Source organism: Arthrobacter sp. LjRoot78 (assembly GCF_964254335.1).
In the GTDB taxonomy this organism is placed as follows: domain Bacteria; phylum Actinomycetota; class Actinomycetes; order Actinomycetales; family Micrococcaceae; genus Arthrobacter.
Genome location: NZ_CAXUTG020000001.1, coordinates 1,072,054 through 1,085,002, shown reverse-complemented (window position 1 = coordinate 1,085,002; position 12,949 = coordinate 1,072,054). Strand labels below are relative to the sequence as shown.

Here is a 12,949-nt window from a genome sequence, read left to right as displayed (position 1 = left end):
GTTTCCTTAGGCGTTGAAGGACTGGGGAGCCCAGGTGGCCGGGCTGATCCGCCCCTGGTAGACGGGCAGTTCGACGGCGGGTTCCCCCTCGCGGAACTGAGACCAGGGGCGGTTGAGGTTTTCGGTGCCATGCGTTCTGACGTGCTCGACGGCGGCAAGGTCCAGTTCCGCTGTGAGCAGCACCGGTGCGTCATCGGGGGCCTCGGCGAGGGTGTTGCCCTCGGGGTCGACGATGATGCTCAGGCCCTTGCCGGTGGGGCTGGCGCAGTTGACGCTGACCACGAAGACCTGGTTCACGATGGCGTTGGCCTTGGCGAGCACCAGCTCCTGCTGGCGGTCCGGCGTCGTGGTTTTCACGACGTTGAGGATGACTTCGGCGCCCATCCAGGCGAGCTGGCGGGACACCTCCGGGAACCATGCGTCGTAGCAGATGTTCAGGCCCACCCTGCAGATGCCAGCGAGGTCCACGGTGGTGAACCGGTCGCCGGGGTCGTAGGGCTCGAACGGGCGCCAGGGGAAGACCTTCCGGTAGTAGCCGGCAAGCTCTCCCTCCGGGGACAGGACCAGCTGGGTGTTGAACAGCTGCCCTTCCGGTCCGCGTTCGCACACGCTGCCCGGGACCAGCCAGATTTTGAGGTCTGCTGCGAGCTGTTTGAGCTCTTTTACGCGGGGGCCGTCCAGCGGTTCGGCGGAGGCCTGGAGCATTTCGGTGCGCTGCTGGTCAGGCTCTGAGTCCCCGAACAGATGCAGCTCCGGGAAGACCACCAGCTTGCTGTGGGGCTGGACGGCGAGGGCGGCTTTGACCTCGTCCGCGAAGGCCGCGACGGGTTCGCCGATGAGCCGCGGCCGGGCCTGGGCTGCGATGAGGGGAAGGATGCGTTGCATGGTTATCTCCACGTTGGGGATGTGATCTGAGCTATATTAGATCAGAATGATCCAATTATGGGAAGAGGTGGGTTTGGGCCGTAAAGTAGCGGATATGACCCGTCAGTTGGAGGACACCGCCGACTCCTCGCCCATCGGCGCCGGCAGGTTGGCCGGCATCGACCGCCGCAGTGCCATCGACGCCGTCCGGCTGCGGATCGGCATGGCCATTTCGTTGGGCCTGCTGAAACCAGGTGAGCGCCTCCCGGATCAGGAGGACGTGGCTCTGGGCCTGTCGGTCAGCCCGATCACGGCCCGCCGCGCGCTGGCGAGCCTGGCGGAGCAGGGTGTGGTGGTCCGCCGCCGGGGCAGGGCCGGCGGAACCTTCGTGGCGGATGAGCCTCCGCGGAGCGTGCTGGCCGAGCTCTCGGCGTCACCGGCCGAGTCCCAGGCCGTGAACCGGTTGGTGGACCGGAGGCTGCTGTTTGAATGCGCTGTGACGCACTACGCGACGCTCAACGCCACGGCCGAACATCTGAATGAGCTCGAGCGGCTGACCCGCGACATGGCGGAGTCCTCGGACTGGTCCGACTACCACCAGGCAGATGAGCAGTTCCACCAGCTGGTGGGCACTGCGTCGGGGCTGGGCACCGCCGTCGAGGCCTACCACGAGACTTTGGCGGAGCTCTACGCCTACTTCATCCCCTACCCCATCGAGCTGCTGCACAAATCGAACTGCGACCATGTGGCGCTGGTGGCGGCGCTGCGGGCGGGCGATGTAAGTGAAGCCGTGGAGGTGTCACGAAAGCACGTGGACGTGCTTCACCGGACGATGTTTATGGGTTTGACGGAGGGCGGGGATTAGCCTCCTTTTGTGAAGCAAACCCGAGCACGTTATCGAATGGGACAACCCCCGCAGTTGGCACCGGAACGCCGGCTCAATGACAGGCGCGCGCATGCCAGTGCTGGAGATCGCGGACCAGGACAAGGTCCATTTCCCAGGCTTTGACGGCGTGCTGCTCAGCTACCACCAACTGTGCGACATGGGTGGACGATCCTCGCTACGCCGACTGGCGTAGCGCGCTGTCAGCGATCCAAGGGATTTACCTCATCACAGACTCCACCAACGGCAAACAGTACGTTGGCAAAGCCGATGGTGCCGAACGAAATCTTGGCCGATGGACGACGTACGTGTGGGACGGCCACGGCGGTAACGTAGCCCTCCGCGAGCTTGCCCAGCAGAGCGCAGCTGGGGAAGGAACGGGAACGAAGTTGGACCATGCCCGGCACTTCGCTTTCAGCATCCTGCGCGTGTTCGGGCCCAGCGTCGTGCTGCATCTTTGTGATTCCTGTTAGTGAAGGAGAGTGTTTAGGGAACCGGACCTGCACCGGCTTCGCATAATTGTCACCGGCCCGGTTGTGTGTCTCGCAATCGGAAGCCGCATGCCACTGACGGTTCCCGCGTCTTTCATCGACGAGGGGCCAATTTTGTTCTGGATTCCAGTTCCTGCCGGACATATGGCACTGCGAGCAACAAGGGGCGCGGCCTTCACTCCTTCCCCAGCCGGGTGCAAGCATCCCAGGGCGAAGAGCGCAGCGCCTAGCATCCACTCGGTGTGGTCTCCACTCGTGGTAAGGACGGTGGCTCCTACCGCACCGTGGTGGAGACCGGGGTGAGGAAGAACAGACATCCCTGGTTGGGCTTGTACTCGCCAACTTTGGCGGTGAACCGGAATGTGTCGCCCTCGGCCACGTAGGACGGAACGCTCTTGCCGGCTAATTTGAGGTCGAACATGTTCACGTCTTCGTACTTGAATGCGGGCCCCACCGTGGTCTTCGGCCCTGCGTCGCCGGGACCCAGAAGGATGTCGTACCGGGTGTCATAGTTCCCATGATGCTGCATGTTCGTGATTGAACCGTCGAACTCAATTTCCCGGCCCTGGTAGTTGGCTGCGAACTGCGCCATCGAGGGGTCACAGTAGTCGGTGGCCACCAAGAGTGCCGCGAAGTCTTTGTTGTTCTCGGCATTGATCGCCTGATCGGTTTTCTCAGCCAAAGTTGAAGTAGGAGACGGGGCCGACTCCTCGCTCACGGCCGCCGGCTCGGTCGACTTAGTGGCGCTGTTCCCGGGGGTGATAACCTGATCGGTTTCCTCAGCCAAGGTTGGAGTAGGCGACGGGGCGGACTTCTCGTTCGCTGCCGCCGACTCGGTCGACTGAGTGACGGCCTTTTCCTGCGCTGCGGAGGTTCCAATGCCTACAGCAGCGAGCAACAGGAGAACGGCCATTCCTGCCGCGACAACCCGTTGCTTCGCAGGCGCAAGTCCCCGGAACACTCCCCACGCTTTCGACAAAAATGTTTCTGGCTTTACACGCCGGAACTTCAGCGTGGTCTGGAGCCTACCTTGAGTCTGGTCGCAAAGTTCCCAGCCGCCTTCCCTCTGCGCCTTAGCAATAGAGCGGCTCTCCAAACCGCGCACGGCCTGAACGGATTTGTATTCGTAATTGATGTCGTCCGACATGCGGCTCCCCAACCCCTTACCTGAAGTGCCCTGGGTCTAATGGAGACTCGCCACCATTTGGTTCCCACCGCGCACTTCGCGGTTGGCTCGATCAGCATAGAACGTGATCTCATCCTCTACGAATCAGGACTCGGACAGCTGGCTGAATAACTGTGGCCGGCGGTAAGTTTCTCTGTGCAATAAATTCGTCCTGCTAAGCGCATTGGATTAAGCGCATTGGAGCGTCGAACCGCTTCGCGTCAGTACCCGCCGGTCTGTGACAGCAAAAGGGTGTACCACTTCCTTGGAGCTGGAACGCGCTGGGAAATAGCCGCCTCCCGTTGGAAAGTCTTCACAGATGAGGTTGCAAGTCGGAGTCCACCGTTACGATCTACCCATGACCGAAACCCAAGAGATTGAGAACCCAGGATCGAATTTCACTCAGGTGCTGGACGCTGCGGCGAAGCTACCGGGCGTGAGGATCAGTAGGGCCGCCTACCTGCGAACAGCGCTCAAACGCCACTGCACCGAGGAACAGATCGAAAGGGCAATCGCCGAGAGTCCAGCGGCAGCGGGTATCCCGCTCAAGGTCATCGCTGAGGTCGCAAACACCTCCATCGCCTATGAGACGAGCAAGGTCACCGGCCTCTCAGCCCTCGCAGGTATCCCCGGCGGTCTGGCAATGATCGGCACTGTGCCAGCCGACCTCGCGCAGTATATGGGACACCTGCTTCGGATTGCCCAGAAGCTTGCCTACATCTACAGCTGGCCTGATCTGTTCGCCGATGATGGCGAAGAAGTCGACGAGGCAACCGAGAGCATGCTAATCCTGTTCGTGGGTGTGATGTTCGGCGTACAGATCGCCCAGGGTGGAGTGGCAAAAGTCGCGAGCATGATCGCCGCCAATGTGGCTAAGAAACTACCGCAGCAAGCACTCACCAAGGGCCTCATCTACCCGGTCGTGAAAAGGGTCGCCGGCTATCTCGGTGTAAGCATGACCAAGAAGCTCTTCGCCAGCGGAGTCGCGAAGGCCATCCCCGTCGTCGGTGCACTGTTCTCTGGAGGCCTCACCTTGGGCACATTCCTTCCCATGTCCAAGCGGCTGCAAAAGCACCTCGCCAGCCTGGAGCTGACCAAGCCAGGACACAGGACTGAAGAGGCCGAGATTTTCGACGCCGAAGTCATCAACTGACCCACGTCACGGCTCGAGCTCCTGCAGGGGTAACGGGGAGATGTGCGGCCCCTTGTGGCCGACAAATACGAAGAAGTGTGGAACCTGCCCAAGGCCCCCCGGGTCTGACAGCGGGTGGTGCGACTACAAATTGTCGGGGCGGTCGACACCTACGTACCTGCACGTCGGCCAGCCCGACATGAATTGCGAAGGGCGCGCCCGGCAAAAGCCGGACGCGCCCTTCGTACGATGTGAACGCTTCGTACGATGTGAACGCTCGGAGTAGTTCCCAGCGCCGCCTTTCAGTCGATGAGAACCGGTTCCTTGTCACGCTCCGATGACTCAACAATCGGCGAAACCTTCCCGCTCCGGTGATGCACCCAGCACGCCACCGCCAGGAGCGCCACGAGTGCGAAAGTGCTCAGGAGCTGCGGACGGGAATCCTCGCCGATGAAGCCCACCGTGAAGATCGCCGCCAGGATGACCAGACCAAACACCGTGAGCCACGGGAAGCCGGGCATCCGCAGCGGAAGCTCCGTTCCCTCGCGGTCGGCGCGGAGGCGCAGCGCGAGCTGGGCCAGGAGCGCGGACGTCCACACCAGCAGGCACGTCGAACCCACGATGTTGAGCAGGACCGGAAGGACCTTCTCGGGGAAGGCCAGCTCCAGCACAACCGTGACAACACCGAAGGCAACGCTGGCCAGGACTGCGATAACAGGGACCCGGGCCTTGGACACCGAGGCAAGCAGACGCGGTGCTTCCCCGCGCTCGGCCAGGGAGTACGCCATCCGGGACGCACCGTAGAGGTTGGCGTTGAGGGCGGACAGCAGTGCTGCCACGGCCACCAGGGTGATGGCAGTGGCTGCGCCGGGCATGCCGGCCGCATCCAGCACCGCGGCGAACGGGCTCTTCAGCCCCGCCGAACCCACGGGAACCACTGCCGCGATCACGAAGATCGCACCGATGTAGAAGACCATGATGCGCCACAGCACCGTCCGGACTGCCTTTTTCACACTGCGGGCCGGTTCCGCGGTCTCGGCTGCGGCCACGGACACGATCTCGGTGCCGCCGAACGCGAATGCCACCACGAACAGTGCCGTGGCAATTCCGGCAAAACCGCTGGGTGCGAATCCGGCACCCGTGAAGTTGGACAGGCCCGGCGACTGCACGCCCGGCAGCCAGCCGAAGAGCAGGGCAGCGCCCACCAGGAGGAACCCGACGATTGCCGCCACCTTGAGCAGCGCAAACCAGAACTCGAACTCGCCGAAGTTCTTGACACTGGTCAGGTTCACGGCGGTGAGCACCACGATGAACACGAAGGCCATCAGCCACACCGGCAGGGCCGGGAAGATCGTGGCCAGCAGGCCTGCCGCACCAAGCGCCTCGGCCGCGATGACCACCACGAGCTGCAGCCACCACAGCCAGCCCACGGTGGCACCGGCCACCGGCCCGTAGGCCTTGGCGGTGTAGACGGAGAACGCGCCGCTGTCCGGGTTGGCGGCCGCCATCTCGCCGAGGGCCCACATCACCAGGATGATGAGCGTGCCGGCCACGAGGTAGGAGATCAGCACCGCCGGGCCGGCAGCCTGGATGCCCGCACCGGAGCCGATGAACAGGCCGGCGCCGATGGCGCTTCCCAGGCCCATCATGGTGAGCTGGCGGGGCTTAAGGGCCGCGCCGAGGGCGCGGGCAGACGTCTTTGTCTGTTGTTCCATGGGGATTCCTCTGGTTGTAGGCGGAACGGGTTGGTAAAAGGTCAGTCGGTTGTCAGGCTGCGTGGGCTTCGAGGAGCCGGAGCACGCGGTCGTTGGAAGCGGGATCGGCAACGGTGATCCGCACGCCGTCGCCCTGGTACGCCCGGACCAGGATGTCGGCGGCGTCAAACGCCTCCACCAGCCTCGCCCGGAGGCTGTCATCGGCCCTGATCCACAGGAAATTGCCCTGGCTCGGCTGCAGTTTCCAGCCCTGGGCTTCGAGCTGCGCGGCCATCCGCGCGCGCTCCTGCCTGACGGCGGCGACCCGCGCTTCCATCTCCTCCCCCGCGTCCAGCGACGCGATGGCCGCCTTCTGGGCCAGCGCGCTCACCGCGAAGGGAAGGGCGGTGCGGCGCAGTCCCTCGGCGATGGCCGGCGTCGCAATTGCATATCCCACGCGGAGGCCAGCGAGGCCGTAGGCCTTGGAGAAGGTGCGAAGGATGCAGACGTTCGGGTACCGGCGGTAGAGCGCCAGGGAATCGGGGCCGCTGCCCGCTTCGGCGTATTCCACGTAGGCCTCGTCGATCACCACGAGGATGTCGGAACGGACGGATTGCAGGAAAGCCACGATGCGCTCGTGGCTGATCGGCACGCCGGTGGGGTTGTTGGGGGTGCAGAGCAGGATCACCTTGGTGCGGTCGGTGACGGCCGCGGCCATGGCGTCGAGGTCGTGGCCCTCGGCGTCGTCCAGCGGGATGCGGACCGGCCGGGCGCCTGCCAGCTCAACCAGGATGGGGTACGCCTCGAAGGAGCGCCAGGCGAAGATCACTTCATCGCCGGCGTCGCACAGTCCGGTGATGATCTGCTGGAGGACGCCCACACTGCCGGGCCCCACCGCGACCTCCCCGGCGGTGACGCCCAGGTGCCCGGCAAGCAGTTCGCGGAGTTCGACGGCGGCACTGTCCGGGTAGCGGTTCATGGTGCCGGCCGCTTCTGCCACCGCGGCCGCGGCAGCAGGCAGCGGAGCGTAGTGGCTTTCGTTGCTGGCAAGGGCTGCGATGTCTGCGCCGGCGCCGCGCCGGCCCGGGACGTAGGACGGAAGTCCGGCCACAGCGCCGCGAAGGGTGGGAAGCGCGGTGTCCGGGGCAGTCAGGAGTTGATCACGGGTCATGAGGACCGATCATGGTTGTGACCCGGCACACAATGCAAGATACCCTCAACCCATTGGGACTTCTGCTCAACTTCTAGTGACTGTGGTGAAAATATGACCATCCCGACCCCGCGCACCCTGGATTCCCTCGACGGCAGGATCATCCTGGCCCTCGACAAGGATCCGGAAGCCAGCGCCCTGGCACTCTCCCGCACGCTCGGCGTCGCACGGAACACGGTCCATGCCCGGCTGGCACGGCTCGAGCGAAGCGGCGCCCTCCGCTCCTTCAGCCGGAGGCTGGACCCCGCCGCCCTGGGGTATGACCTGATGGCCTTCCTCTCGCTGTCCATCAGCCAGACCCGGACAGGAGCAGTTGAAGACGGCCTCGCCGCGATCCCGGAAGTCATCGAGGTGCACGCCACCACCGGAGACGCGGACCTCATGGCCAAGGTGGTGGCCCGCAGTACGGCCGATCTCTACCGGATCACCAACGAGATCCTGGAAATCGAGGGCATCCAGCGGACCAGCACGGCCATATCCGTGCTAGAACTCATGCCACCCCGCTACGACGGCCTCCTGGCCCGGCTCTCCGAGCAGGAATCCCGCCCTTCCAACTAGGTGCGGGTGATGCACGCCACAGGTGGGCAAATTTTCACTCTGAGCTACCACTTGCTGCCAAATATCCCAGTCAAAACCCACTCTCTTGCCGATCAGTGACTTAGCCCACAAGATTCCTGCATGACTACTCTTACCGTCTCCGGCCGCGTGGCGCAGGTTCTCAGCAGCTACCTCACCGATCTCTTCGGTGTCATGGGCAACGGAAACGTCTACTTCCTGGACGCCGCGGAGAAGCTGGGCCTCCGCTTCTCCCCCGTCCGGCACGAGGGCGCCGCCATCGCCGCGGCCGACGCCTACTACCGTGCGTCCGGACGCCTCGCAGCGGGCACCACCACCTACGGCCCCGGCTACACCAACGCGCTCACCGCCCTGGCCGAGGCAGTCCAGGCGCAGATCCCGGTGGTGCTGGTCACCGGGGATGCTCCGAGCACCGGCGCCCGCCCCCAGGACGTGGACCAGGCAGCCATCGCCGCAGGCCTCGGCGCGGCCACCTTCACGGTCACCCGCGACGCCGCGGGCTCCATCACCCGGCAGGCGGTGGAGTACGCACTCACCAAGCGCACCGCCGTCGTGATTGCCATTCCCTACGACCTCGCGGCACTCGAGGCGGCAGATGAAGAGCTTCCGGCGCCGCTGGCACCCCAGGTAACGGACGACGGCGGCGCCGGCCTGGGGCAGGTGGCCCGCCTGCTCGCCGGGGCCAAGCGGCCGCTGATCCTCGCCGGCCGCGGTGCGCACCTCGCCGGCGCCGGCCCGGAGCTCCGCGAGCTTGCCGACCGGCTGGGCGCGCTGACCGCCGGAACCGCCCTGGCGCTCAACCTGCTCCAGGGCGCCGGGTACCTCGGCGTCGCCGGCGGCTTCGGCACGGACACCGCCGCCGGACTCATGGGCGAAGCGGATGTGGTCCTCGTGGCGGGGGCCAGCCTGAGCCCCTTCACCCTGCGGTTCGGGCACCTGCTCGGCCCGGACAGCACCGTCATCCAGATCGATTCCGCCCTGCAGCCCACGCACCCGCGGGTGGACCTGTTCGTCAGCGCAGACGCCAAGTCCGCCGCCGGACGCATCCTCCAACTGCTGGACGGCGAGGCTTCAGCAGAAGCGTGGCGGGCGGAAGCCCGCAAGCGTCTGACCGAAGGACCGGCCCACCACCCCGGCTCCGACAAGACCGCGGACGGCCGGCTGGACCCTCGTTCCCTTGCCATCGCGTTGGATAACGTGCTGCCGGAGCGCCGCACGGTGGTCCAGGACGGCGGGCACTTCCTCGGCTGGGCCCCCATGTACTGGAACATCCCGCGACCGCAGGACCTGGTGATGGTGGGCACGGCCTTCCAGACCATCGGGCTGGGCCTTGCCAGCGCCGTCGGGGCAGCCCGCGCAGTGGAGGACGGCCGCACCCTGGTGCTGGCCTCGGGCGACGGCGGTTTCCTGATGGGCCTGTCCGACCTCGAGTCGCTGATTGGCGCGGCGAGCAGCGCCGTCGTCGTCATCTACAACGATGCCGCCTACGGAGCGGAGATCCACCAGTACGGCTCCAAGGGCCTGACCGAAAAGCCCATGCTGATCCCCGAGGTGGACTTCAGCGGCGTCGCCCGTGCGCTCGGTGCCAGCTCCGCGATCATCCGCTCACTGGCCGACCTTTCTGCCCTTCAAGAATGGATCGCCGCCGGCGCGAAGGGAACCTTCGTGGCCGACTGCAGGATCACGTCGAGCGTGCGTGCCCCGTGGCTGAGCGAGTGGATGGCGGCCTCGCAGGCGGCTAAGGCGGCGGTGGCGGGGTAGCTAGTTCTGGCGAGCCGCGACAGAATCAAGCATGCCAGGCGACCGCGTTCTGGATAAAGGAGGCGATGCGCCGGACGGAAGCATCTCCAGAATCATGGCCACTCATATACGCGTTCGCCGCTTCGCGGATACATCGGTCCAGTTCCGCCCAAGATAGCCAGCAGAAGACCTCCGGTATGCGCGCCATAAGTTCGGACTCAGAGGGAAGTGTTTGATCGCCCACCCGCTCCAAAACGGGGCTGAGGAAACGTCCCACAGCTTCGGCAATTCCTAGTTGGCCGTTGCCTTTGACCCGAACGGGCGGGGTAACACCCAAGAGGAAGAGAATGGGCGTACCGGTACCGGCTTTGGTCATAAGAGTGACGTATTCCCGGGCCAGTTGTTCGGGCTGAAAACTGCCATATCTTATTCGTTTGGCTTCAACCAGCGTGTATGTCGTAGGGGTCTCAAAGATGGCGTCGGGCTGGACCACCAATTTGGCCTTATGACCGTCTGCACCGGGGCTAAAATCCCCCGGCAGAAAGTGCATCTGCAGTTCCTCGGCTTCTGAGACAAGTTTCTTCCGGGCGTCATCGGCACCTTGCGCCGCTTGGATGACAGCTCCGAGGAAGTGGGTCCTGGGTAAGAAGTCCAGGCCGACAAGCACCTCCGCGGTTAAGACATTTTCGCGCCCCTGCCCGCCGGCCCTATAGTCCCTGGCTTTCTCCCACGAAATTTCCTCAAGGAGCTTTCCAACAATTGAACTGGACGCGGTGAATGAAGTTTCCAAGTAGGTTCTCCCTCGTCAGGACATGGCTATCTTGTCGCGACACTAACCCAATTATTGGGCGATAATCCCAGAGCACGCAGGCCAGCTTTCAACCGCCCCGACAACGACGCTTACGAGTAGCGCCTTCACACGGCTTCCAAGAACGGCGCCGGCGCCATAGGAAACCCACAGGTCCGCGCCCTAACATGGCCCTCATGAATGCTGCCCGGGACGCCCGCTCCGCCGCCGTCGTGATCAACGCCGGATCACGCCGAGGCGCAGCCCACGAACTTGCCGTGGACACGATGCGCAAGGCAGGCGTGCCCATCTCCGCCGTGCACCAGGTGCTGTCCGGGGACGAGCTGGCCGGCACGCTTGACCGGGTGCTTGCGGACGGGCACGACCTGGTTGTTGTCGGCGGCGGCGACGGGACCGTGTCCTACGCCGCCGGCCGGGTTGCCGGCACCAACGTTACGCTCGGCGTTCTTCCGCTGGGCACCGCCAACGACTTCGCCCGCACGCTGGAGATACCAAACAAGCTTGCCGAGGCATGCGCCACCATCGCCGAAGGAAAAGTGGTGGACATCGACCTCGGCCGGGCCAATGGTGAGCCGTTCCTCAACGTCGCGTCCGTGGGCCTGTCGGTAGCTGTGACGGAGGCTCTGAGCCCCCGCTTGAAGCGGTACATCGGGCCATTGGCGTACAGCATCGCCACGCTTCGGGCCTATGCCCGGCACAAGCCGTTCCGGGCCCGTCTCGAGTTCCCCGAGGGGGACCACGAGCCGATGGAACTGGACAACCTGCTTCAGGTGGCCGTCGGCAACGGCCGGCATTACGGCGGCGGCAACACGGTCTCCCCCACCGCAGGGATCGATGACCACCTCCTGGACATCTACGCCATCCTGGCGGGTCCGCTCCGGGAGCACGTGAGCATCGCGCGGCTGCTCAAGGACGGCAGCTTCATCGAACACGACAAGGTGTACCACCTGACCAGCCGGCACGTCCGGCTGGTCACCGATCCGCCGCTGCCGGTAAACCTCGACGGCGAAATCGCGACGGTCACGCCAGCCGACTTCACTGTCCAGCGCAACGCCGTCCACGTGGTGGTGCCCCAGAGCAGCACCAGCGCGTTGTTCGACGGACCGGGCGCCGCGGGCGGGCCGCCGTCGTGATTCCCCGACGGCGAAAGGTTCTGACTATCGGGGAACAAGCCGCCACAGCGACGTGACCTCGGCCGCGCGCGCCTCGAACAGGGGATCGTCCCGGTCCGATGCCTTCGGATGCGTTGGCTTGGTGTCCAGCCGTTCCATCACCTTCAGCCCGGCCGCCTCGATGGCGGCCAGCAGATCCTCACGCGACCGCAGGCCAAGATGCTCGGCCAGGTCGGAGAGGACAAGCCAGCCTTCACCGCCCGGCTCCAGATGGTCGGGGAGTCCGTTCAGGAAGCGGAACAGCATCCTGCTCCCGGGGTCATAGACGGCGCTGTCCAGGCTGGAATGCGGTGTGGCCGGAATCCAGGGCGGGTTGCACACGATGAGCGGTGCCCGTCCGGACGGGAACATGTCGGTCAGGACGGCCTCAGCACGGTCCTGGACTCCGAGGTTGCGGAAATTCTCAGCGGCGCAGGCGATTGCGCGCGGTTCATTGTCCGTCGCCACCACACGGTGGACACCACGGCGCGCGAGGACCGCAGCGAGCACCCCGGTGCCGGTTCCGACGTCGAACGCCAGCGTGTCAGAGGGCAGCGCAGCGGCGGCCACGAGATCCACATACTCACTCCGGGTGGGGAAGAACGTGCCATAGTGCGGGTGGATGCGGCCCTGCAGCGCATCGACATGGACGCCATTCCGCCGCCACTCGTGGGCGCCAATTGCCCCGACAAGCTCGTGCAGGGACACAACGGAATTTTCGCCGATTTCGCCGTACGCTTCAGCGGCGGCCTGCCGGATGTCCGGTGCGCGGCGCAGCGGCACCACCGGGCCCGGATCAAGAGGAATCAGCAGCAGGCCGAGAACGCGTGCACGGTGCGAGCGGGACTGGCGGTGCCGATAGAACTTATCGGCCGGAGTGCCTGCGGTCTTCTTTCCGGCGCTTACCCGGCGGTCCAGGGCGTTGAGGATCTGCCGTGCGTTGTGGAAGTCACCATGCCAGAGCATCGCGATCCCCTGTGACGCCATCCGGTTCGCCTGATCGGCCGTGAGGGAGTCGGAGACCACTTCGACGCGCGTCGGCGCCGGTCTGCCGTTTGTTGAACGCCATCGCGCGGTCATGCTTTCGCCGGCCTCGGACCAGGTCACGAGGGCACGCTCATCCACCGCAGCTGCGTGCGAGTGGTTGATGAATGACGTCGGGATTCCCACGGGAGCTGGCGTGTCGGTAGTGATAAAGATCCATTCCAAGCGTCAGAGGAGCCGATCGGCGACTG

General features: G+C 64.9%; 12 protein-coding genes. 5 read left to right on the top strand and 7 right to left on the bottom strand.

Translation table 11 applies throughout. From position 1 onward, the window contains the following. Nucleotides 1–6 precede the first annotated feature (6 nt). Complete coding sequence (locus tag ACSQ1X_RS05145; protein ID WP_436056898.1) at nucleotides 7–885, bottom strand: carbon-nitrogen hydrolase family protein; 879 nt, start codon at nucleotides 883–885, stop codon at nucleotides 7–9. Nucleotides 886–979: 94 nt separating this feature from the next. Between ACSQ1X_RS05145 and ACSQ1X_RS05140 the strand changes: the two genes are divergently transcribed. After that, nucleotides 980–1,729, top strand: a complete 750-nt coding sequence (locus ACSQ1X_RS05140) for a FadR/GntR family transcriptional regulator (protein WP_436056897.1) — start codon at nucleotides 980–982, stop codon at nucleotides 1,727–1,729. 221 nt (nucleotides 1,730–1,950) lie between these two features. Here ACSQ1X_RS05140 and ACSQ1X_RS05135 read toward each other — a convergent pair whose 3' ends face one another. Both ACSQ1X_RS05135 and ACSQ1X_RS05130 read right to left on the bottom strand, forming a co-directional pair. Further along, nucleotides 1,951–2,202 carry a hypothetical protein gene (locus ACSQ1X_RS05135; RefSeq protein WP_436056896.1) on the bottom strand — a complete coding sequence of 84 codons (252 nt, stop codon included), beginning with the start codon at nucleotides 2,200–2,202 and terminating at the stop codon, nucleotides 1,951–1,953. A 310-nt stretch (nucleotides 2,203–2,512) separates the two neighbouring features. Continuing rightward, nucleotides 2,513–3,385 carry a DUF4839 domain-containing protein gene (locus tag ACSQ1X_RS05130; protein WP_436056895.1) on the bottom strand — a complete coding sequence of 291 codons (873 nt, stop codon included), beginning with the start codon at nucleotides 3,383–3,385 and terminating at the stop codon, nucleotides 2,513–2,515. A 376-nt stretch (nucleotides 3,386–3,761) separates the two neighbouring features. On the opposite strand from ACSQ1X_RS05130, the gene ACSQ1X_RS05125 reads away from it, so the two are divergent. Beyond that, nucleotides 3,762–4,556, top strand: a complete 795-nt coding sequence (locus ACSQ1X_RS05125; RefSeq protein ID WP_436056894.1) for a hypothetical protein — start codon at nucleotides 3,762–3,764, stop codon at nucleotides 4,554–4,556. A gap of 281 nt (nucleotides 4,557–4,837) precedes the next feature. Here the strand turns inward: ACSQ1X_RS05125 and ACSQ1X_RS05120 are convergent, their stop codons facing one another. Together ACSQ1X_RS05120 and hisC are read right to left on the bottom strand one after the other, a co-directional pair. Continuing rightward, entirely contained in the window at nucleotides 4,838–6,250 is a 1,413-nt protein-coding gene (locus ACSQ1X_RS05120; RefSeq protein ID WP_436056893.1) for an amino acid permease, read from the bottom strand. A 52-nt stretch (nucleotides 6,251–6,302) separates the two neighbouring features. Further along, nucleotides 6,303–7,400: a histidinol-phosphate transaminase gene (hisC, locus tag ACSQ1X_RS05115; RefSeq protein WP_436056892.1), complete on the bottom strand. Its 1,098-nt coding sequence runs from the start codon at nucleotides 7,398–7,400 to the stop codon at nucleotides 6,303–6,305. A gap of 93 nt (nucleotides 7,401–7,493) precedes the next feature. Between hisC and ACSQ1X_RS05110 the strand changes: the two genes are divergently transcribed. Together ACSQ1X_RS05110 and ACSQ1X_RS05105 are read left to right on the top strand one after the other, a co-directional pair. Then, complete coding sequence (locus tag ACSQ1X_RS05110) at nucleotides 7,494–7,997, top strand: Lrp/AsnC family transcriptional regulator (protein ID WP_436056891.1); 504 nt, start codon at nucleotides 7,494–7,496, stop codon at nucleotides 7,995–7,997. A gap of 120 nt (nucleotides 7,998–8,117) precedes the next feature. Beyond that, nucleotides 8,118–9,776: a thiamine pyrophosphate-binding protein gene (locus ACSQ1X_RS05105; RefSeq protein ID WP_436056890.1), complete on the top strand. Its 1,659-nt coding sequence runs from the start codon at nucleotides 8,118–8,120 to the stop codon at nucleotides 9,774–9,776. Between the two features lie 25 nt (nucleotides 9,777–9,801). Here ACSQ1X_RS05105 and ACSQ1X_RS05100 read toward each other — a convergent pair whose 3' ends face one another. Further along, on the bottom strand, nucleotides 9,802–10,545 hold the full coding sequence (locus ACSQ1X_RS05100) for a hypothetical protein (protein ID WP_436056889.1): 744 nt from the start codon (nucleotides 10,543–10,545) through the stop codon (nucleotides 9,802–9,804). A 194-nt stretch (nucleotides 10,546–10,739) separates the two neighbouring features. On the opposite strand from ACSQ1X_RS05100, the gene ACSQ1X_RS05095 reads away from it, so the two are divergent. Then, the gene (locus ACSQ1X_RS05095; protein ID WP_436056888.1) at nucleotides 10,740–11,696 is read left to right on the top strand and encodes a lipid kinase; all 957 of its coding nucleotides are present in this window, start codon (nucleotides 10,740–10,742) and stop codon (nucleotides 11,694–11,696) included. A 24-nt stretch (nucleotides 11,697–11,720) separates the two neighbouring features. On the opposite strand, the gene ACSQ1X_RS05090 is transcribed toward ACSQ1X_RS05095, so the two are convergent. Beyond that, the gene (locus ACSQ1X_RS05090; RefSeq protein ID WP_436059263.1) at nucleotides 11,721–12,794 is read right to left on the bottom strand and encodes a methyltransferase; all 1,074 of its coding nucleotides are present in this window, start codon (nucleotides 12,792–12,794) and stop codon (nucleotides 11,721–11,723) included. Nucleotides 12,795–12,949 lie beyond the last annotated feature (155 nt).

Bases quoted from the DNA above. Each gene is read 5' to 3' on its own strand.
- ACSQ1X_RS05145 (WP_436056898.1), bottom strand. From the start codon at position 885: ATGCAACGCATCCTTCCCCTCATCGCAGCCCAGGCCCGGCCGCGGCTC.
- ACSQ1X_RS05140 (WP_436056897.1), top strand. From the start codon at position 980: ATGACCCGTCAGTTGGAGGACACCGCCGACTCCTCGCCCATCGGCGCC.
- ACSQ1X_RS05135 (WP_436056896.1), bottom strand. From the start codon at position 2,202: ATGCAGCACGACGCTGGGCCCGAACACGCGCAGGATGCTGAAAGCGAA.
- ACSQ1X_RS05130 (WP_436056895.1), bottom strand. From the start codon at position 3,385: ATGTCGGACGACATCAATTACGAATACAAATCCGTTCAGGCCGTGCGC.
- ACSQ1X_RS05125 (WP_436056894.1), top strand. From the start codon at position 3,762: ATGACCGAAACCCAAGAGATTGAGAACCCAGGATCGAATTTCACTCAG.
- ACSQ1X_RS05120 (WP_436056893.1), bottom strand. From the start codon at position 6,250: ATGGAACAACAGACAAAGACGTCTGCCCGCGCCCTCGGCGCGGCCCTT.
- hisC (WP_436056892.1), bottom strand. From the start codon at position 7,400: ATGACCCGTGATCAACTCCTGACTGCCCCGGACACCGCGCTTCCCACC.
- ACSQ1X_RS05110 (WP_436056891.1), top strand. From the start codon at position 7,494: ATGACCATCCCGACCCCGCGCACCCTGGATTCCCTCGACGGCAGGATC.
- ACSQ1X_RS05105 (WP_436056890.1), top strand. From the start codon at position 8,118: ATGACTACTCTTACCGTCTCCGGCCGCGTGGCGCAGGTTCTCAGCAGC.
- ACSQ1X_RS05095 (WP_436056888.1), top strand. From the start codon at position 10,740: ATGAATGCTGCCCGGGACGCCCGCTCCGCCGCCGTCGTGATCAACGCC.
- ACSQ1X_RS05090 (WP_436059263.1), bottom strand. From the start codon at position 12,794: ATGACCGCGCGATGGCGTTCAACAAACGGCAGACCGGCGCCGACGCGC.